Origin of the sequence: Akkermansia sp. NBRC 115031, from assembly GCF_030268505.1 — a bacterium.
Taxonomy (GTDB): Bacteria; Verrucomicrobiota; Verrucomicrobiia; order Verrucomicrobiales; family Akkermansiaceae; genus Akkermansia; species Akkermansia massiliensis.
On record NZ_BSQU01000002.1, the window covers coordinates 45,270 to 66,381 of the forward strand.

12 protein-coding genes are annotated in these 21,112 nt (G+C 57.7%); 6 read left to right on the forward strand and 6 right to left on the reverse strand.

What is annotated here, in order from left to right; genetic code table 11:
* Positions 1-347: 347 nt before the first annotated feature.
* Together mnmG and holA are read right to left on the reverse strand one after the other, a co-directional pair.
* Positions 348-2,234, reverse strand: coding sequence for a tRNA uridine-5-carboxymethylaminomethyl(34) synthesis enzyme MnmG (gene mnmG / locus QSJ36_RS02890; RefSeq protein WP_285466731.1), 1,887 nt, complete (start codon positions 2,232-2,234; stop codon positions 348-350).
* Positions 2,234-3,340 carry a DNA polymerase III subunit delta gene (gene holA, locus QSJ36_RS02895; RefSeq protein WP_285466732.1) on the reverse strand — a complete coding sequence of 369 codons (1,107 nt, stop codon included), beginning with the start codon at positions 3,338-3,340 and terminating at the stop codon, positions 2,234-2,236. Before holA ends, mnmG begins: the two co-directional genes overlap by 1 nt.
* Positions 3,341-3,590: 250 nt before the next feature.
* On the opposite strand from holA, the gene QSJ36_RS02900 reads away from it, so the two are divergent.
* From QSJ36_RS02900 to hrpA, 3 genes are all read left to right on the forward strand, one after another.
* Positions 3,591-5,054, forward strand: coding sequence for a trypsin-like peptidase domain-containing protein (locus tag QSJ36_RS02900; RefSeq protein ID WP_180971559.1), 1,464 nt, complete (start codon positions 3,591-3,593; stop codon positions 5,052-5,054).
* Positions 5,055-5,178: 124 nt separating this feature from the next.
* Positions 5,179-5,661 carry an acetolactate synthase small subunit gene (ilvN, locus tag QSJ36_RS02905; protein ID WP_022396120.1) on the forward strand — a complete coding sequence of 161 codons (483 nt, stop codon included), beginning with the start codon at positions 5,179-5,181 and terminating at the stop codon, positions 5,659-5,661.
* A 69-nt stretch (positions 5,662-5,730) separates the two neighbouring features.
* A complete protein-coding gene (hrpA, locus tag QSJ36_RS02910; RefSeq protein ID WP_285466736.1) occupies positions 5,731-9,420 on the forward strand; it encodes an ATP-dependent RNA helicase HrpA in 3,690 nt (1,229 codons plus the stop codon).
* 33 nt (positions 9,421-9,453) lie between these two features.
* Here hrpA and QSJ36_RS02915 read toward each other — a convergent pair whose 3' ends face one another.
* The 4 genes from QSJ36_RS02915 to QSJ36_RS02930 form a co-directional block, all read right to left on the reverse strand.
* On the reverse strand, positions 9,454-10,158 hold the full coding sequence (locus QSJ36_RS02915) for a TrkA family potassium uptake protein (RefSeq protein ID WP_022396118.1): 705 nt from the start codon (positions 10,156-10,158) through the stop codon (positions 9,454-9,456).
* A 10-nt stretch (positions 10,159-10,168) separates the two neighbouring features.
* Positions 10,169-11,917: a potassium transporter TrkG gene (locus tag QSJ36_RS02920; RefSeq protein WP_102721693.1), complete on the reverse strand. Its 1,749-nt coding sequence runs from the start codon at positions 11,915-11,917 to the stop codon at positions 10,169-10,171.
* Between the two features lie 234 nt (positions 11,918-12,151).
* A complete protein-coding gene (locus QSJ36_RS02925) occupies positions 12,152-14,602 on the reverse strand; it encodes a sialate O-acetylesterase (RefSeq protein ID WP_285466740.1) in 2,451 nt (816 codons plus the stop codon).
* A gap of 77 nt (positions 14,603-14,679) precedes the next feature.
* Positions 14,680-15,453 carry a PEP-CTERM sorting domain-containing protein gene (locus QSJ36_RS02930; RefSeq protein ID WP_285466741.1) on the reverse strand — a complete coding sequence of 258 codons (774 nt, stop codon included), beginning with the start codon at positions 15,451-15,453 and terminating at the stop codon, positions 14,680-14,682.
* A 457-nt stretch (positions 15,454-15,910) separates the two neighbouring features.
* Between QSJ36_RS02930 and hisF the strand changes: the two genes are divergently transcribed.
* The 3 genes from hisF (at position 15,911) to QSJ36_RS02945 (ending at position 21,112) form a co-directional block, all read left to right on the forward strand.
* Positions 15,911-16,678, forward strand: a complete 768-nt coding sequence (gene hisF, locus QSJ36_RS02935; RefSeq protein WP_022396114.1) for an imidazole glycerol phosphate synthase subunit HisF — start codon at positions 15,911-15,913, stop codon at positions 16,676-16,678.
* Between the two features lie 54 nt (positions 16,679-16,732).
* Complete coding sequence (locus QSJ36_RS02940; RefSeq protein WP_285466743.1) at positions 16,733-18,865, forward strand: glycoside hydrolase domain-containing protein; 2,133 nt, start codon at positions 16,733-16,735, stop codon at positions 18,863-18,865.
* A gap of 591 nt (positions 18,866-19,456) precedes the next feature.
* The gene (locus tag QSJ36_RS02945; protein ID WP_285466744.1) at positions 19,457-21,112 is read left to right on the forward strand and encodes a hypothetical protein; all 1,656 of its coding nucleotides are present in this window, start codon (positions 19,457-19,459) and stop codon (positions 21,110-21,112) included.

A 21,112-nucleotide genomic window follows, 5' to 3' on the forward strand; every position in this document is an offset into this window, starting at 1 on the left:
AATTATTCATTCGCCTTCCGGATTGTTTTTAAACCGGGAAAGCATCTTTAATTACCGGTGAGCCTGCCATTCGGCGGTTTTTCTCATCATTGTGCATCCTCTCTGTTCGTGTCCCTTTTTTAAGACAAGCCGGATGGCATGAACCGAGCCGGAAGCATATCGGTCATACAGGGGAAAATATTCAGGAAAAAGCCCCCCCCTCGTTTATAAACCGGAGCCTGCAGGGAGTGGAAAACGGGTCATAGGGAGAGCATGAGGCTTTTACCTTGCATGCATGCAAGTTTTCAGCATTCAGGAGCCGGGCCATATTCAAATTTAAAGCCCCGGCATGAAAACGGCGCAGGCTTTCATGCCTGCTGCCTGCCGCGCTTTTGCAAATGAACAAGCAGCAGGGCAATGTCCGCCGGAGTAATGCCCGGAATGCGGGAAGCCTGCCCGATAGTGGCAGGACGTATGCTGCCCAGCTTGATGACCGCTTCTTTTTTCAGGGCGTGAACGCGTTCGTAATCAATGTCGGCAGGAATGATTTTACTTTCCATCCGGGTGATTTTTTCCGCCTGTTTTTTCTGTCTTTCAATGTGGCCTTCATACTGGATATCCGTGGCAATGGCATCCAAATGTTCCACGTGGAACATTTTTTTCAGTTCTTCAGGCAGCAGGGTCCAGTCATTGCCTGGCCTCTTGAGCCAGGTGGAAAGGGAAATGCCTTCATGTTTAAGCAGAGCTGCTTTTGCTATTCCTTCCTCAATGGCGTTTTGCCTGTCTTCCGTTTTCCTGAACGTTTCGCGGGTGATGAGGCCCGTTTCAAAAGCCAGGGGGGCCAGGCGCAGGTCCGCGTTGTCCTGGCGCAGCAGCAGCCGGAATTCCGCCCGGCTGGTGAACATGCGGTACGGTTCGTCCGTTCCCTTGGTGACAAGGTCGTCTATCATGACGCCGATGTAGGCCTGGTCGCGGCGCAGCACCAGGGAGGGCTTGCCCAGAGTTTTCAGAGCGGCGTTTGTTCCCGCCATCAGACCTTGCGCGGCGGCTTCTTCATAGCCGGAGGTACCGTTGATTTGTCCTGCAAAGTACAGGTTTTCCACCAGCTTGGTTTCCAGAGTAGGGTGCAGCTGCGTGGGAGGGCAGAAATCATATTCCACCGCATACCCCGGACGAATCAGTTGGGCGTTTTCCAGGCCGGGAATGGTGTGGATGAAATCGCATTGCGCGGAGTAGGGCAGGGAGGTGGAAACGCCATTGAGGTAGAATTCCTCCGTACTGCGGCCTTCCGGCTCCAGGAAGACCTGGTGGCTGGTTTTTTCCGCAAAGCGCACGATTTTGTCTTCAATGGAAGGACAGTACCGGGGGCCTATGCCCTCAATGATGCCGCTATAGAGAGGGCTGAATTTTAAATTGTCCCGGATAATGTCGTGGGTGGTCTGATTGGTGTAGGTAATCCAGCACGGCATTTGCTTCATGCGGAAGTCTTCGTCTCCCCATGTGTTCAGGGTGCAGAAAGGTTCGGAAGCGCGTTTCAGTACGTCGCGGGAACGGTAACTGAACAGAGCCTCCGGCGCGTCTCCGGGCTGCATTTCACAAACGGAAAAGTCAATGGATCTTCCATTGACGCGCGGGGAGGTGCCCGTTTTAAGCCGTTCCACTTGAAAGCCAAGCGCGGCGAGGTCGGTGGAAAGGCTGGAAGGAGCGCAGCCCATGCGGCCGCCCGTTATGTGCTGAAGACCCACGTGCAGCAGCCCCTGCATGAATGTACCGGAGCAGATGACCACGCTGCGCGCGCAGATGGTGTAGTCCAGGGAAGTGACGGCTCCCGTCACCTGCTGCTCCCCGTTGACGAGCAGTTTGACCACGTCACCCTGGAACAGGCGTATGCCCGGGGCGGTTTCCAGAACCATTTTCATTCGTGCTCGGTAGGCCGTTTTGTCGCATTGGGCGCGGGGTGCGCGCACGCTGGGCCCCTTGGAGGCGTTCAGCATCCGGAACTGGATGGCGGTGGCATCCGTATTCAGTCCCATGGCCCCTCCCAGGGCGTCTATTTCCCGGACAATGTGGCCTTTGGCAAGCCCCCCGATGGCCGGGTTGCAGGACATTTGCCCGATGGTATCCAGGTTGTGGGTCAGAACGGCGACGGAGCACCCCAGGCGGGAGGCGGCCAACGCCGCTTCAATGCCTGCGTGCCCGGCGCCGACGACGAGGACGTCGAACAGGGAGGAGGCGGGGGAAGGAGAGGAATTCATCAGGATGCGGAGCAAATGGCAAGACGGTGCAGAATCAGCCGCGGATCAAGCGAAGAAGATACCAGGGCCTTGTCCGCCTTCATGCATTCCTTTAAAGTCTGCTTCAACCGTTCCGTCTTGAATTTGGAAGCGTTCTGCGCCGCCAGGAAAAGCGGGTACGCATTGGGAGTGCCGTCTTTTTTCAGGGGAATCAGCGCCGCGGCATAGGAGGGCAGGGAGGAGATGCGGGCCGTAAATTCCTTGAAGTTGGTGGGCTTCAGATTGAACGCGTCACATAAAAGCCTGGCGGCCAGCAGATTTCTCAACGTGGGGATGAACGCTGCGCGCATGATCGTGACGGCGTTTTCACCGCGTTCCAGTTGAAAGTCAATCAGGGAGATGGCCGCGTCGCTCTTCTTGTTTTCCAGAGCACGTGAAATTTCAAAAATAACGCCCGTGCGCGTCAGCGGAACCATGCGCTCCACATCCTCCGGCATCACGGTGCGCCTGTCCGCGCCCAGATAAAGATCCAGTTTTTCAATTTCGGAAATAATCTGGCGGGAGGATTCGCTGACGCGGTGAATGAATAACTCCAGAGCGGCGGAATCGAAGTTCATGCCCCGCGCGCCTGCCTCCTTGTTGATAAGGGGCATCAGGCTGCCTTCCCAGCCGGCCTTGGTGATGTCCGGCTTGTTCAGTTCCTCCGCGGCGGAGGATTGGAGCAGGAATTTGTTAAAGGAACGGCGCTTGTCAAATTCAGAGGCGGAGATGAGCAGCAGGACGTCCGGTCCCAGTCCCCCTTCCAGCAGATGCCTGAGAGAGTCCAGAGCCGCTTCCGTGGTGGAGGAACGCCCCGTGACGGAATCCCCCAGAAAATTGCAGTTCTTCATCCAGACCACCTTGCGGCCCGGAAAAAACGGCAGCGTGCGCAGGGCTTCCATGACTTGGCGCGTCACCTGGTCCGCTTCATCGGAATCGCCGCAGGCCGCTTCCAGGATTTCATGGGAAAATTCATTCGTGCCTTCCGTCAGGGCGGCAAAGATGCCGGAAGCCTTTTCACGCACCATTCCTTCGTCCGTACCGAAAACGAGGTGAATGGCTTGTTGTTGTAAAGTGCTGGTACCCATAAAACCGTACCCATACGGTATCATAAAATATGCCTCGTTAAAAGACGTATTTGTCATTTGAAAGTTTTTTCATTTGAAGAGAATAGGCTTAAATAGTATCAATAGAACCGGAATGTCAAAAAGCGGCTGGAGTCTTCCAGGTCCATTTTTCAGGCATCTCCTCGTGATCAAGCCGCAAACCGTTTGATCGTTACTACGGCAGGGCATTTCCATGAGATCGACTATATGGACACGGGCTTTACTTGTCATCATGATGACGGTTATGATGACCGTCGTCGCCGTTGCCTATTGGAGGTGGAACAGCCGCGTTACGGAGAAGAACGTTTCCTTCCGGTCTGAGGTGTTTACGATGGCGCAGCAGTCCGAACTCAAGGAGGAGGACGTTCCCATCCTGCACCAGCTCAATGAAGAATATTCACGCGTCGCCCGGCTGGTGGAACGGGTGCTGGTCAGCATAGACACTACGGGCGTGACCAGCGTGCCGCAGCCTTCCGAAGACGGTGAATCCATGATTGAAAAAAGGCTGGCGGTCCATGGCCTGGGTTCCGGCGTCATCGTCACGGAAGAGGGGCATATCATTACCGCCTACCATGTCATTCAAAACAAGCATGCGCTGCGCGTCACGCTGAGCAACGGGAAAAGCGTTTCCGTGCGCCTGGTTGGGGTGGATCCGGAGCTGGACATCGCCGTGCTGCAGGTGGAAAACCCGATGGCCTTCACGCCTCTTCCGTTCGGCAACAGTGACGAGATTGCACCCGGCATGATCGTCCTGGCCTGCGGCAACCCCTATGGACTGGGGACGACGGTTTCCCGCGGCATCATCAGCGCCCGTGAACGCAAGCTGGTGGATTCCGGCCTGGACCTGATCCAGACGGATGCCAGCATCTTTCCCGGCAATTCCGGAGGGCCTCTCATCAACATCCGCGGTGAAATCATCGGCATCAACAAATCGGTGCTTCCCAATGTGGAGAAAAACTACGCTGGCATTGGCTTTGCCATTCCCTCCAATCTGGTGGTGCACAGCTTTGAGCAGATTTGCAGGCATGGACGCCCCATGAGAGGATACCTGGGGCTGGACATTGTGCGCAATACTCCCCCTCTCCGCAGTTTCCTGGACTACCATGAAGCAGGCGGCGCAGTAGTCAACATCGTGAAGCCCGGTTCCCCGGCGGAGCAGGCGGGCCTTCAGACGGGAGACGTGATGCTGAGCTTCAATGAAGTTCCCATCCAGACCGACAAGGATGTGAAGGACCACATTGAAAATCTTTCCATCGGCGACAAATTCCGGCTGAAAATCTGGCGCAAGGGACAAAAAATGAACGTCACCCTGAAAGTGGGGGACAGCATTTTAAAGAACGTTCCTTCTCCGTGGGAGGACTTTATGGAAGGAGTGGGCATGCATCTGCGTGAACTCACCGCTGAGGAACAGTCCATCGGCGCGCGGGGATTGCTGGTCATCCAGGTGAATCCGAAGAAATCCGTGGGGCAGATCCTCCAGGCCGGGGACATGGTCTTTGCCGTGAATCATCAGAGCGTCAGCACCATGGATGCACTGGTCAGGGCTTTGAGAGAGGGGCCGGCCCTGCTGACCGTTTCCCGTGACGGGCAGCAGTTCAACGTGAAAGTGGATGCCCGCCCGGTTTCCGAAAAGACGCTGCTGCCCCGCATTCCCACGGCGACGAAGAGCAACGCCATCATGCCGCGGGAGCTTTGAATTCCGCCTGTGCGGCGTCTGCGGAAGACCGCATCCGGAGAAGCGTTTTCCGGCATCCTTATGCCGCGGGCTTGACTGGCAGTCAAAAGCGCCTATAATGCATCACCTTTAAGAAATTAAACTTATGACTCGTCATACTATCTCCGTACTTGTTGAAAACAAATTTGGCGTGCTTGCCCGCATTGCCGGTTTGTTCAGTGGACGGGGCTACAATATTCATTCGTTGAACGTTGCCCCTAGCCAGGACCCGCGCTTTTCACGGATGACCATCGTCGTACGCGAAAAGGAGGATGTTCTGGACCAGATCATCAAGCATCTGGAAAAACTCGTCAACACGGTGGAAGTAGTGGATTTCCGCAACACGGACAACGTGTACCGGGAAACGGTATTGACCCGCATCGGCGTGGATTCCGCTTCGCGGCATGAAGTCATTGAATTCTGCCAGATCCTGGGCGCCAGCATCGTGGACGTCACGCGGGACGCCCTGACCATTGAAGTGACGGGCGGTGAGCACAAGATTGACCGCTTCCTGTCTCTCATTGAGGATTACGACGTGCAGATGCTGACCCGGAGCGGCCGCATCGCCCTTCCCAAACCCCGGCAGTAAAGAAATCCTTTCCGGCTTTTCCATCAACCCTGCAGGACGTTCTTGCAGGGTTTTTTTCTCCCCTCCATCATGAACATCACCTATCCGGACCTCCCCATTTCCCGCCGCCGGGACGACATTCTGGCGGCGATGCGGGAGCATCAGGTCATTGTGGTGGTGGGTGAAACCGGGTCCGGCAAGACCACCCAGCTTCCCAAAATGGCCATGGAGCTTGCCGGGGAGGCGCGGGGCAGGGTGGGGTGCACCCAGCCCAGAAGGCTGGCCGCGGCTTCCGTTTCCCGCCGTGTGGCGGAGGAACTGAATTGCGAATTGGGCGGCCTGGTGGGCTACCAGGTGCGCTTTGAGGAAAAAGCCGGGCCGGATACGCGGTTGAAGTTCATGACGGACGGCATTCTGCTGGCGGAAACGCAGCATGATCCGGACCTGCGCCAGTATCATACCCTGATTCTGGATGAAGCCCATGAACGCAGCCTCAACATCGACTTTCTGCTGGGCTACCTGAAGCTTCTGCTGGACAGGCGGAAGGATCTGCGGCTGGTCATCAGCTCCGCTACGCTGGATGCGGGGGGCTTTTCCGAGTTCTTCGGGGGCGCCCCCATCGTCCAGGTGGAAGGCCGTACCTATCCGGTGGACCTTCATTACCTGCCGCCTCTGCGTGATGATGAAGAGCTCCCCGCCCATGTGGCGCGCGCCGTGGACTGGCTGGACACCCTGGACGACCGCGGGGACGTGCTCGTCTTCCTCCCCGGAGAGCGTGAAATACGTGAAGTGGCGGAAAAGCTGGAAGGCCGGAATTTGAGGAACACGCGCATCCTCCCCCTCTTTGCCAGGCTGGGCCTTGGAGACCAGCAAAGGATTTTTCATCCGGAACGCGGCTGCCGCCGCATCGTGCTGGCGACCAACGTGGCGGAAACGTCCCTGACCATTCCCGGCATCATTTACGTCATTGACTCCGGCTTGGCGCGACTCAGCCGCTACAGCCCGGCGCGCCAGGTGCAGCGGCTTCAGATAGAACCCGTCTCCAAGGCCAGCGCGCGCCAGCGTGCTGGCCGCTGCGGCCGCGTGTGCGAGGGCGTCTGCATCCGCCTGTACAGTGAGGAGGACTGGGAGGACAGGCCGGACTTCACGGACCCGGAAATCAGGCGCAGCGCGCTGGCCGGGGCGCTTCTCCGGATGAAAGACCTGGGTCTTCCGGAAATGCCGGAATTCCCCCTTCCGGACCCTCCTTCCTCCAAGCTGGTCATGGAGGGCTACCGCACCCTGCGGGAAATCGGCGCCCTGGACAAGGCCCGGCAGCTCACGCCCGTGGGCATGAAGCTGGCGCGGCTGCCCATTGACCCGCGGCTGGGCCGCATGCTGCTGGAAGCGCAGCATGAACAGGCCCTGCCGGAGATGCTGGTGATTGTGGCCGGCCTGGGGATCATGGACCCCCGGGAACGTCCGGCGGATGCCGCGCAGAAGGCGGACCAGGCCCACGCGCAGTGGAAGGATGAAGACAGCGATTTCCTGTCCCTGCTCAAACTGTGGAAGGCTGCGTGGCAGTTCCGGGAAGGCCGGCGCTGGCACAAAAACCAGCTCCGGAAATGGTGCGGGAAAAACTTCCTCAATTTCAACCGCATGATGGAATGGTTCAACCTGTGGGAAGACCTTTCCCGGCTGCTGAAGGAGACCTTGAAATGCAGGATCCCCCCCCTGGAGGCGGAAGTGGAACGGCAGGCTTCCTTCGCCATGATTCACCGGAGCATCCTGGCGGGCGTTCCGCGCCAGTTCGGCCTCTGGGATGCGGACAACCGGGAATACCGCGGCGCCGGGGGACGCTCCTTCGGCATCTTTCCCGGTTCCGGCCTGTTCCGCCGCAAGAAGCGGAGCGAATGGGTGATGGGCGTGGAGCTGGTGGACACCACGCGCCTGTGGATGCGCCGCGCCGCCCGGCTGGAGCCGGAATGGGTGGAACAGGTGGCTCCCCATCTCTGTGAATCCCACTATTCCGGAGCCCGGTGGGACAAAGAGCAGGGCGCGGTTTACGCCGTGGAGCGCGTGGTGTGCGGAGGCCTGCGCATCATTGACAACAGGCGTGTGCACTATGGCCGCATTAATCCCGCCCATGCGCGGGAAATCATGATCCGTGAAGGACTGCTGGGCGGCGGCTTCCGTACGAAACCCGGATGCATCAGGCATCTGGAAACGCTCCGGGAGGAAGTGCGGCAGATAGAACTGAAGCTGCGCCGCCCGGATCAGGTCTGGTGCGAGGAAGGCGTTTTTGAATTCTTTGACAGGCTCATTCCGCAGGACTGCTGCACGGCCAGGGCCTTTCTGCGCTGGGCCGGAAGCATGGAAAAAGACAACCCGGAAGCCCTGCACGTTCCGCCGCAGGAGGCCATGTATGATTTCTGGGGCAGGGACCTTCTGGACGGCTTTCCGGATGAAATTTCCTGCGGCGGCGCGGAATACGCCGTGTATTACCAGAATGACCCCGGCGCGGAAGATGACGGCGTGACGCTGGGCGTCCATATTGACCAGTTGCCGGACGTGCCGGAATGGCTGCCGGAATGGGGCGTGCCGGGCCATCTGGCCCAGCGGGCGGAATGCCTGCTGCGTACCCTTCCCAAGGACTTGCGCGTCTTTCTCCAGCCCATCAGCCAAAAGGCCGCCTACTTTGCGGAACTCCGGCATGGCCTGGAGCCGGACGGGCCGCTGGCGCAGAAGCTGGCGGAATTCGTGGAAGCGGAAACCGGACGTTTCTGCGCTCCCTCCTTCTTTGACATGAACCGCATTCCGGCGGAGCTGGTCACGAAAATCTGGGTCTGCGACGACGAAGGAGAAGAACTTGCCATGGGTACGGACGTTGCGGAGCTGAATGCGCGGCTGGGCAAAAAGCTCTCCCGCCGGTTCCGGGAAACAGCGGCGGACATCGTATCCGTAACCGGAATGAAGGAATGGACCTGCGGAGATTTGGAGCGCACGGTGGACGTGGCGGGAAGGCCGGGTTACGTAGCCCTGGTGGATGAAGGCCCGTCTGTAGGCGTCCGCGTTTTTGAGGATGAACTGCGCGCGGAAGAAGCCCACCGGAGAGGCTGCCTGCGCTTCATGCGCCTGCGCCAGACAGACCAGCTCAACCACCTCCGCAAGAAATTCCCGCTGAAACTGGAAGGGAAGCTCTCCCTGCACATGCTTGGCCGGGACCCGTCCACCAATGCGGACGACCTGGTGGACGTTTCCGCGGAGATCGCCATGGGCCGTCCCCTGCCGCGCACGGCGGAACAATTCGCCGCTGCGGAAATGAACCTGCGCCAGAACCTCTTTGACGCGGCGCACAGCGTGGCGGACGTCTGGGAGTTGATAGCGGCCACGGAGCATGCCGCCAGGGACTTTATGGCCGCGCAGCAGGGCGTGCGCCATACGGAGCGCATCACGGCTGACCTCCGGCGCCAGCTTGACTGGCTGCTCCGGCCCCGCTTCCTGTGGGCGCATGGGGCGGAACGCCTGCCGGACCTGAAACGGTACATGCAGGGCATCGCGGAACGCATCAGGCGCATCGGCCAGCAGCCCCTGGCCAGGGAGCTGGAACGCCTGGACCTCTTTGAACGCGTGTACCTCCCCTGGCATCAGGGCCTGCCGGAACATGACGGCGACCCGCGCTGGACGCAGTACGGCTACCTGCTGGAAGAATACCGCCTGGCCGTCTTCGCCCCCGCCATCTCCGTCAAGGGCCGTATCTCTGAAAAGCGCTTGATGACCGCTTTTGAAGAGCTGTCCTGAAAGCCCGGTTTCCGGAATGGGACTGGTCCGGGTTTACAGGCCCTTGGACAACTGGGCGAATTCAATCAGGTTTGTCTCCTTGCCGAACAGGATTAGGATGTCGTGGTCTTCAAAGACGAGATCCGGGGAAGGGGTGCCAATGACGGGAATGCGCGGGATGGAAAGAATTTCCCGGCGCCCCTGCGGGGTCTGGGCTTCTCCGCGGCGGATGGTGAGCAGGTTGAGATGGTGCTCCGTGCGCAGGCCCACGTCCCGGAGGCGCTTGCCCACCCAGATGCGCGGCACGGCTATTTCCACGATGCTGTGGTTCTCATCCATGGGGGAGACGCGCAGGAATTCCGGGGATTCCAGCTGGCTGGCGAGCTGCTTGGAGGCCACGCGCGACAGGTTGATGAGCGCGTACACGTTCATTTGGCTTAAAATGTGCTCGTGCACCGGGCTCATCACGCGGGCGTAGATGTAGCGCACGCCCATTTTCTGGAGGTGCGTGACGACGAGGAGGTTTTCTTCAAAGCTGTCCCCGATGGCGACGATCACGGCGGACTGGTCGTCCAGCTCCAGTTCCCGCAGGGCGGCCGGATTGGTATAATCCGTCACCACGGCGTAAGTCACCAGGTCCTTGATCTGCTCCAGTTCTTCATCCGTGGAGGCGACGGCCACTACTTCAATGTTGCGGGCGGAAAGCTCCGTGCAGAGCTCCTGTCCAAACTGGCCCAGGCCGATAACGGTATATCTCATGATGGTATGTTCAGGTTAACGGAATTTTGACGGATGGATAGCGGTAATGCCGCGGGGTAGGGGTGCCGGCCAGCGCGATGAGGAAGGCGAAAAGCCCCACGCGGCCGGCGAGCATGTTGATGATGAGAAGATACTTGGAAGGGTCGCTCAGATTGGGCGTGATTCCCCGCGACACGCCTACCGTAGCAAAAGCGCTGCAGTTTTCAAAGAAGATATCCAGTGAGCTCATGGCGGGCTCCAGGCTGCAAATAAGAATGGTGAAACAGCCGATCCAGGCGCAGGAGACCACCACCGTGATCACGCACCGCGCCACGGTGCGCTGGTCAATGCGGCGGTGGAAGAATTCCACGTGGTCCCGGCCGCGGAGGATGCGCAGGATTTCCGCGCCCGCAATGGCGCAGGTGGTGGTTCTCATGCCGCCCGCCGTGCCGCCGGGGCTGCCGCCCACCACCATCAGGCCGCACATGATGAGGCTGGCCGCGGGCAGGTAGCGGCTGTAGTCGCTGATATTGAATCCCGCCGTGCGGGCCGTGACGCTGTCAAAAAGGCAGCTCCAGAGGTGCTGCCCCAGCGGTTCGGAAGTGTGGGGGGCGGAAACGGCAAAAATGGACAGGGCGCCCCCAGCCAGCAGAATGCCCGTGGCGATCATCACCAGTTTGAAATACGGGGTCCACTGCATGCGCAGGCGGCGATGCTTGGCCAGAAAGCGGTTGACCAGGCGGGAGTTGATTTCCTTGTAAATGCCGAATCCCAGGCCGCCGCATACGATCAGCGCCATGATGACGGCCTGCCCGCTGTAGCACAGGCGGATGCCCGGCTCCATCAGATTCATCGGGAACGTGGAAAAACCCGCGTTGCAGAAGGCGGAAACGGAGTGGAAGAGGGAGTGCCACCACAGGGGTTCCCCCATCAGGTTGATATCCTTTCCTTCCCAGGAAAAGTACAGGAGGACGGCCCCGCACAGTTCAATGAACAGCGTGCTGACTACGATGGTGGTGATGAAGGAGACCACGGACCCCAGGTTCCCTTCGTCCAGCAGGTCCGTCAGCAGCACGCGGTCACGCAGGGAAAAGCCCTGGCCCGCCACCATGGCCACGAAGTAGGCGAACGTCATGATGCCGAACCCGCCGATCTGGATGAGGGCAAGCGTGAACATTTCCCCCAGCGGGGTGAAAGTGCTGGCGAAGTCCACGGCGTTCAGCCCGGTGACGCACACGGCGCTGGTGCTGGTGAACAGGGCGTCCGTAAAGCTCAGCGTGATGCCGGGATACGTGGAATTGGGGAGCAGAAGCAGCCCGGTGCCCGCCAGGATGACCACCCCCAGGGAGGTCACGAACTGCATGGCGGGAGCCATCAGCGGGCGCCCTTTTTTCTGCTTGCCCAGCAGCCATTCAAAAATCCTGGTCAGGGACATCAGCGTGGGGATGGCGATCAGCCCTGCCGTAATCACCAGGCGGGAAAGCTCCGTAAACCTCATGTAACTGTCCTCCTGCTGCTCCCTGGCGATCAGCAGGAAGATCAGCAGGCAGCAGATAATCTGGAAAATCAGCAGCCTCAGGGAAGGGCGGTTGATCTCCTTCCGGAAGAAGGAGCCCAGCACGCCCGTCAAATGGCCCAGCGTGGCGACGGCCGCAATCAGGCGCGACCATTCATGCTCCGCATGCGTCAGGGGCCACCCCAGCTCCCAGATGACGGCCCCCAGAAGGATGGCAATGCAGATAGCTGCAAGTTTGGTAAATCCCGAGCGTGTGGTTGTCATGGGTGGAGATGCCTTGCGCGGAGTCTAGCACCTGGACATGGAAAGAAAAGCTATTAAGCCGTTTGCCCCATTTCGCCCTGTTTACTCCGGTTATTTCCAACGCGCGCAGAGGAAAGGCGGCTGGGGGGAGGAAGGCATAACTTCCAGTTAAATCCCCGGGCTGTTCAGGTCCGGTCACGGAGCGCCGCAAAGGCTGGCGGCGCTCCTGCCGGCTTCGGGAGCAGGGGGAAAAAGTCAGGCCCTGCGGCGCATTGCCAGCAGAGCCGCCATGCCCAGGAGCCCCAGCAGGGCACAGGACGGTTCGGGCACGGAAAGCGTCACGATTCCCGTGGAAGCGTCGTAATCCAGCACATTCCAGCCATGGGCGGCCTCTGCCAGGGAAAAATCTTCCGCGGAGGAAAGCCCTTCCAGGGTACCCCCTGAAATATCCGTAATCCTGAAGGACATGGTGCCGGAGCGAGCAAGGATGCCGCTGACGTCCAGAGTCAGGCCGTCCAGCAGGTTCAAGGCGCCTCCCGTCATGATGATGGAGGCCAGCCCTTCGCCTCCTTCCACCAGGTTCATGGATGAAAGCTCCACGGTAAAATTCCCCGCCGCCAGGCTGTCGCCCGTTCCCAGCGTCATGGAATTGCCGGCCAGGATGCGGGAGCCGTTGGACAAGGCGAGTGTTCCTTCCAGGTGCTGGTCCGCCCAGACCACCTGGTGGCCGATTTCTACCCGCGCAACGGTGCCCCAGTTCAGCACCTCCCCTCCGGACAGGCGGATGGTGTTGGAAACGTCATAACGGTTCAAATCCAGCGTTCCTCCCGTGTGAACGGCCGCCGTTCCCGTGCCCAGGGCGCTTTTGTCTCCGAGCCGCAAAGTGCCTCCCCGGATTTGGGTGCCTCCCGCATAGGTATTGGCATGGGCCAGAACCAGCGTATTGCCGGTGGTCTTGGACAAGGCCCCATTTCCGGAAATCCCGCCGGACAGGGTCAGGACTTTTCCGGTGGCGTTGGTGGAGCTCCCGAAGGAGGAAACGGTGCCTTCCTCCAGAATGAAACGGTTGCTCCACGTATTGGACGTCACGTGTTCCCAGCCGGCAAGGACGGTTGCCCCCTGGAGCGTGACGGAGCCCGTTCCCCAGCCGGAGCCGGCGGTCTTGGTATCCGTGCCGTTCATTGTTACTTCCACTCCCGGACCGACGGTCCAGTTTCCCGTAAAAGCGGCGGCATCCGTATTGACGTAGGCGCTGACCTCCACTCTGGCGATTCCGGAGGGATCAGCCGCAAGGGTGGAATTGCGGATGGCGACGTCTCCCGTTCCCGTGATGAACGTGAGCTGATGGTTGCCGGAAGAACTGCTCCCCCGGATGGACAGGGTGCTTCCTCCCGCAAGGTTCCATTGCTGGTCGCCCTGAAGCTCCAGCACGGAAGCGATGTTCAGGTTTTTTCCGGTTGCGATGTCGATGCCGCCGCTCCCCAGGATCAAATGGCCGTCCTGCATGGAGGGAGCGGAACTGCCGTCAACGGCCACGCCCCGGATGGTGATGGTGTTCAGGTATGTATCTTCAATCCTGATGCCGTAAAGCGCGGCGTTGGTTCCGGCGGCGGAACTCACCATGTTATCCTTGGCGGAGGAGGCTGCGTCCCAGACGGCCGTGCTGTCCACGGGGAGCTTGCCGTTCATCCAGGCTTCCGTGGAAGAGAGAGCGGCGTCGTAATTTCCGCTGCGGACCGTACCCGTATCGTACCCGGCCAGCCTGGCCGCCTCATAGGCATACCGCGCTCCGATGGTGATCTGGGACTTTCCGTCGTAATGGACGCCCATGTTGTCGCCGGAGGTGATTTTGGCGAGGTCCCGTGTCGGAACCCAGCCCATGTTGTCGTTTGCCCGGGCCAGGGCTTCCTGCTGGTCGCGGGTTGTTCCGGAAGAACCTTCATTGCCGTTGAATCCTCCGGTGACGTCCCCCGTTTCAGCATTCGTGACGTTGGTTGTGCCCCACTTGGCCTGTTCTCCCAGAATGGCCTGATGTGCCGCCAGAGGGCCGGTGTCCACTCCATCCCGGGCAAGGTCCCCCTGCAAGTTGTCCAGAAACGTTAAAAATGAATTGGCGGCATTACTGCTGTCAGTGACTGTATTGGACTCTCCTTGAAGGTACATTACGCCCATGATCTCCACCTTGTCGTAACCGTTGGCCAGGGCGTTTTCACAGGCCTTCCTGACGGTCTCCACTATGGCATTATAGGCGTTCGTGCCTTTGTTCCAATAGGAATTGCCTCCTCCGTCCAGAGCGGCCTTGACGATTCCCATGTCCGCATGTCCGGAGCCAGGGCCGCCCAGGGACCATCCCTTGCGCTCCATCATGGCGGCAAAGCCGTACTCCGGCCCCATGCAGTTGTAATTGCTTGACTCCGTTCCGCACACCTGGGGTACGACAGAACCCCAGGAAGAGGAAGCTGGCGGATTGCAGTCTACGGAACTGCCGGTGATCTTGTTGAAATTATTGTGCCAGAATTTGGTGCTTCCATCGGACCTGTACTGTTCCAGCAGCTCCGCGGACGCCGGAGACCCCTTGACGGCTCCCAGGGAATTGGATTGTCCTGTCAGGATGTATAATTGAAGCGTCTTGGCTTCTGCCGCGCCGATGAAAGCCGCCGTTATGGGGATGAACAGCAGACTGCGGTAAAGTGATGAAAATTTCATGGCAGTTGGATTCAAAGGGATAAAAAACAAAAGCCGCTGGCTGCATGAAACCGCCAGCGGCCCGACAGGAGGAAATTTTACTTTCTCCGGCGGCGCAGGAGCAGTGCGCCCAGCCCCAGAAGGCTCAGGGAGGCAGTGGCCGGTTCCGGAACGTTGATGATGGCTGCCAGGTCATCCTGCGTTGCCGCGCCTTCCCAGAAGCTGAGGCCGGATACCGTCGGGGAACTCTGGTTCCCGTTCAAGGTTGCCCAGCAGCCGATATAGAGCTGGTCCAGATTTCCGGCTTGGGCCATGTTGGGCCAGGATACGGTCTGAGTGGTGCCGTTCTGCGTAATGAACACGCTGTAGGCTCCCCCTGCCTGAACGGAGAGAGTCAGTGAAAACGGGCTGTTGAAGTCAATGGCGGTGCTGCTTAAGCCGCTTGCGGGACGTCCCGAGCTGCCGCCATTGTTGGCGATGCCTATCTTGCCGCTTTCATAGCGTCCTACAATGGAATTAAGACCGGTTCCGCCAATGGAAGCGCAGAAGAGGGAATCAGTGTTGTCCAGGCTGGCGGCGCTGGAGAAGTTAATGTTCACCGTATAGCCGGCAGCTCCGGAAAGCTGAAGGGAAGAAACATTAAGCCCGTTTTTCTTTGAATTGGTCGCATTGGACGTCCATGTTCCGTCGTTATTCCAGATAGCGTCGTTAAGCGTCCAGCTGAGGGACTTCGTTCCCAGGTCAGAAACAGCGGTGCCGCTGTCCGGTGAAGTCTGGTCAAACCGGGAAAATCCGGAAACCAGGGTGATGGCGGCGTGGCCGCCGGAAATGCCGAGGAGCGTGACGGCCAGAAGAGAAAGTGTTTTCTTCATTTTATTAAACTTTTGAGTCAAAAATACTGGAAGGAAGTATTTCCACCCGTTTACCGGATTAAGAATCCGGTTTTTTTATGTGAAATACAAATTTTGTATAACTTGCGGAGCAAGTATGGAAAGGATGAATTCAAAAAAGACCAGGAATACTATAATGATAGTATTTTCAATGTATTAAAATGTACAGTAAATTAATTGTTAACATTTTTTATTGTTTGCGGATTCTTAATCCGCAGACATTTATTGAACAGGAGGAGGAAAGCGTGTGTAAAATGCTTTCTATACATTTATCCATTTATTGAAATTCAAGGAATTGTCTTCAAATTTGATGGAGATGACAAAGAAAGCTTGCAACGGGATATTTATAGGAAAGAGACGTTTTTTCCCATCATAGGCATCCTGCGGCAAGCCGTATTTTAGGCTTTCCCTTTGCTGGCGGTGATGGCTTGATAAGGCCGTGCTGGCAAAAAGAATCATTCCATGTCTGGACGTAACGGACGGCAGAGTCGTCAAGGGGACCAATTTCGTCAATCTGAGGGACGCCGGGGATCCGGTGGAATGCGCCAGAGCGTATGATGCCCAGCAGGCGGACGAGCTTGTTTTTCTGGACATCACCGCTTCTTCCGACGGCCGCGCCACCATGGTGGACGTGGTGCGCCGCACGGCGGCCTGCTGCTTCATGCCGCTGACCGTGGGAGGAGGCATCCGTTCCGTAATGGACATGCGTGAAATGCTTCTGGCGGGCGCGGACAAGGTGTCCCTGAATACGGCGGCCATCAACCGTCCGGAACTGATCAATGAAGGCGCGGCGGCCTTCGGCAGCCAGTGCATCGTCGTAGCCATTGACGCCAAGAGGCAGGCGCCCGGCAAATGGGGCGTTTCCACTCATGGCGGCCGTAAATTCGTGGGGCTGGATGCCGTGGAATGGGCCGTGGAGGCGGAACGCCGCGGTGCCGGGGAAATCCTGCTGACCAGCATGGATGCGGACGGGGCCAAAACCGGGTACGATATTGAACTGACCCGCGCCGTCAGCGAGGCGGTGCGCATTCCCGTGATCGCCAGCGGAGGAGCGGGCAGCCTGGACCACATGGTGGACGTGCTGGTGGAGGGCAAGGCGGACGCCGTGCTGGCGGCTTCCATCTTCCACTTCGGCGAATACACGGTGCCGGAAGCCAAAACCTACTTTGCCTCCAGGGGCATTCCGGTGCGTCCTTTGGCGGAATAGCGGAAACACTCTTTTTTCTTGAGAGAAAACGGAATTCCTGCACGTAATATACGCATGCGCCGTTTTCTTTTTCCTCTGTGTTCCGTTATTGCCTTAACGTCTTTTGTTCAGGCCCAGTCGCCGGACAGGCACCCGCTATATGAACCCGCCCTGGTTTCCGCCGGAGCGACGGGTGATGCGGGCAACCTGTTTGCCGGGGCCAAAGTCACCGCTTCCGGGCATTACGGCAACGACCGTCCGGAACTGGCCGTGGACGGCCAGGCGAACAACGCAGGCAAATACTGGGGATGTGAGGGCATTCCCGTCTGGCTTCAGATAGACATGGGGAAGCCCCGCGCGCTTTCCGCCCTGCATGTCTGGCCGTATTGGGAGGGGGGCCGCATTTACAAGTATAAAATAGAAGGCTCGGAAGACGGCAAAAATTGGAAAATGCTGGCGGACCAGTCTTCCAACAGCATTGCGGCCACCTCGGAAGGCGTCCCCTTCAAATTCAATCCCCAGACGGTCCGGTACGTCAAAATCACCTTCCTGGGCAACAACGCCGGCAATGACAAGGGAGGGCACCTGGTGGAAATCAAGGGCTACGGCCCTGATGCCGCCCTGAACCTGCAAGCCGCGGCGGTGAAGGATTATGACCGCATCCCTTACAGCGGCGCCCCCGGGCAGGAAATGCTTCAGGATTCCGTGCGCCTGTCCGGCTGGAGGGGCGAACGCGCCGCCGGACAGATTGCCGTCTGGTCTTCCCAGGCGCAGCCCCAGTTATCCGCTACCTGCGCCGGGGTAAAAAATGCTGCCGGACAGGTCATTCCCGTCCGGACCTCCATGATACGCTACACCAAGGGAGGCAACAGGCTCATTTCAGATATCATCGGCAGTGAAAACAGCTGTGACCTGCAGGCCGGGGGCGTGCGTCCCGTCTGGGTGGAAGTCAACATTCCCCCGTCCGCCAAACCCGGCGTGTACAAGGGAAAAATAGTGGTTTCCGCGGAAAGCGGCTCTCCCGTGAGCGTTCCCGTAGTTCTGGAAGTGGCTCCGGAATCTCTGCCTGCGCCCGCCAATTGGCAGGTTCACCTGGACCTTTGGCAGCATCCGCAGGCCGTGGCGCGCTGGCATGATGTGGAACCGTGGTCCCCGGAACATTTCGCGCTGATGAAGCCGGTGATGAAAAGGCTGGCGGATGCCGGGCAGAAGGCCATTACCTGCTCCCTGATTGATGAAGCCTGGAACGCCCAGACCTACGACTGGTTCCCCCCCATGATCGAATGGATCAAGGGCAAGAACGGAACCATGCGCTGGAACTACGCCAACTTTGACAAATGGGTTTCCTTCATGATCAACGAGGTGGGCGTCAAGGGCCAGATATCCTGCTACACCATGATTCCGTGGAACATGAAAGTCCGTTATCTGGATGAAGCTACCGGAAAATACAAGTTCCTGGACCTCAAGCCGAACGACCCTTCCTACGAAGCCATCTGGGGGCCTTTCCTGACGGATTTCCGCAAGCATGTCAAGAGCAAGGGATGGCTGGACAAGACCTGCATCGGGCTGGATGAACGGCCGGACTCCATGGTAAAGGCGGCCAAGAACGTGCTGGACAAGTATGCTCCGGAATTCAAGATCGTCTCCGCCGTCAACCGGCCTACCGCCATGACCCGGGACGTGTATGACGTCTCTCCCGTGCTCGACCATGCGGACACGGTCACGGGCGATCTCCTGGCGCAGCGCAAGAAAGAGGGGAAGAAGACGACGTTCTATGTTTGCGTCCATCCCAAAAAGCCCAACACCTTTACCATCTCCCCGCTGGCGGAGGCGGAATGGCTGCCCCTCTTTGCCGCCGCCAACCATCTGGACGGCTTTCTGAGGTGGGCCTACAACTCCTGGAACCGCAATCCGTTTGAAAAGACGGACTTCGGCAACTGGCCCGCGGGAGACTGCTACCTGGTTTATCCCGGCAACCTCAGTTCCCTGCGGTTTGAAAAACTCCGCGACGGGCTGGAAGAATTTGAAAAGGTCAATATCCTGCGCGCCCGCGCCGCGAAGAACCCGAAGGCGAAAGCCGCCGTGGCCCGCATGGATGAAGAACTTTCCAAGCTCTTCACCGTGGAAAGAAGCCGCGGCGATTCCCATGAGGACGACGTGCGCAAGGCCCGTGAAATCATCCGTAAAACGGCGGAAGCCGCTAGATGATTTTATAGCTTCCGCGTTTTCGATTCTTTATTTTTATAAAAAGCTTGTCCTTGTCTTTCAGGTTGCTGGGAGACAACGGGCAAGCTTTATTTATTGTTCTTCCGTCTCTGGGAGCGAGCAGTTTGGGCAGTCCTCTGGACTTTCCGCCCGTAGTGGCAGCATTTATGGAATTTGCTTATTTTCAACAGGAGGGAGTAGAGGCACGTATCGTCCGTGTTTAATTCGTCAAGTAATGGTTGAATCCCAAAAAACCGATATTTACGATGGCATTCCATAAAAATACTAAATGCAATGAATAACGCAATTTCAGTAAATAACGGTGATTCCCGGCATGAAATAAAGATTGAAAACGGGAAGATGGGCTCAACGGGAGCATTAAATCAGAAACACGATCAGGGATATGCGGAAGGCGTCGAATTTAAATATGGATTCATTTCTTCCACGGAAGGAACTTCCGACCGTGCTTCCAGAATCCGGAAATGGTATGCCCTCCGCGGAACAAAAATAGAATACTGGTCCGTAGAAAGTGATCATGTTACATGTGCAGAGCTGGATTCTGACAAAACTTCCGGAGGCATCAAACAAAGGATCATGTTCTTTGAAGACAGGGATTCGTTTGACACTCCGGATTACGCCGCGGGATTTTATGTAATTTCGTGGAAGGACCGGGGCAGGCGCGGTGATGATGGCAACAAGGTTAACAATAGTTACCATGTTAAAGTCACGCTGGGAGACCCGTCGCAGAATACCGGAGAAGTAATCGCCTCGTTGAATGTCAAGGAGGGTGAAATTATCCCGGGGGAATGGAGAGACAGATGCTTGCTGATGCGCCTCAAGCGTTCCCAGGAATTCAATACGGGAAGGGAAGACATATGGCTCTCCATGGAATGTGAGGAAGGCGGAACTTTTGGAACTCTGATTACGGAAGTGGATATTCATCCCGTCACCTTGAAGGCTTTTCCGGCTCCGCTGTTTGGAGTATCGGAAAGATTGGTCGTACCGCAGGAAGATGATCATTCCGATGCGCTGGGATATGTGGACGGCAGGAATACTGACACGATTGCATGGATTGATTATGCAGAGACAGGTTCCGGCCAGGAAAGCAGTCCTAGAATGCCCAGTTTGCATTTTGAAATAAAAGGGTTGGATGCCGGGCGTTTTTCCTGGAAAACCAGGCTGACGGTAAGCTACAGCCGTCCGGCGATCCAATATGCAGATGCCCCTGCCGGAACCCGGGATCGCAACCAGGCCGTTTTGGCTAAAGATACAGTACATATCCCTTCCATTCCGGAAAATTGGAAAGAACAGCCAGTGTCCTTATGGAATATTGCGGAGGATACGGATTGGCTTGAAGAGGTGAATGAAGGCTTTTTTGGAGGAAATGCCAGTCTGGAATTTGAAATTAAATCCAAAAACGGCCACTCCTCCTATACAGGCGCGGATGTCTATCGTTTCCGCATCGGAGGGCAGAATCCGGACGATCAAATGTGCACCCGGTATATTCAGTCCTACGTGTTGCAAATGTATCCGGATACTTTGGCCTCCATGGAATGGTGTCTTCCCGCCGTAGGCAAAAGCGAATCATTTGGATATGGCGGCGAGGCGGTTTATTACCCCTTCTCCTGGAGTAATGCCCCGTCATCCTTGTACAATCAATTTTTGGCCGGAGGCGGCAAGTACCGGAGGGAGCCCGGGGCGGAAGGAATTCCGCTTCATAGCCAAGATACCGCCGGCGCCGGCGGTTACGGCATTTTTCAAGTGACGGGAACGGCAGGGGGAGACGGCATATATACCGCCATCCCAAGGGAGCAAATATGGAACTGGCAGAAAAACATTCAGGCAGCCCTTCAAATCATCCTTGTCAAATACAATGAGGCGCACAGGTGGATGCTCCGTCAACTCCAGCAGCAGCAGGCGGAAGCGCCTGAAAGTGCTCTCCCGGTTTATCGTGCGGCCGATACCAATCCAGGCCAGGGGGTTCCGTATGATTATTCATTTGCGGAAGGAACGGCCTGTACCATCGCCCAGCTTTGCACGCTTAAGGCATATAACGGAGCTTCCAAATGTTCCCGGCAGATTAACGAACCCGGCACCAAGGTGCGCTCCCCCGGTTTTCTTTATGATCCCGGAAAAAGCGGCCACTACTGCGCCTGGATGAATACTTCTAGACAATGGTGCATTTCCAGATATAATAGCAATAATTTTGATTATGTGGACAGGGTTCTGTCCAGGGTAAATCAAATTTAG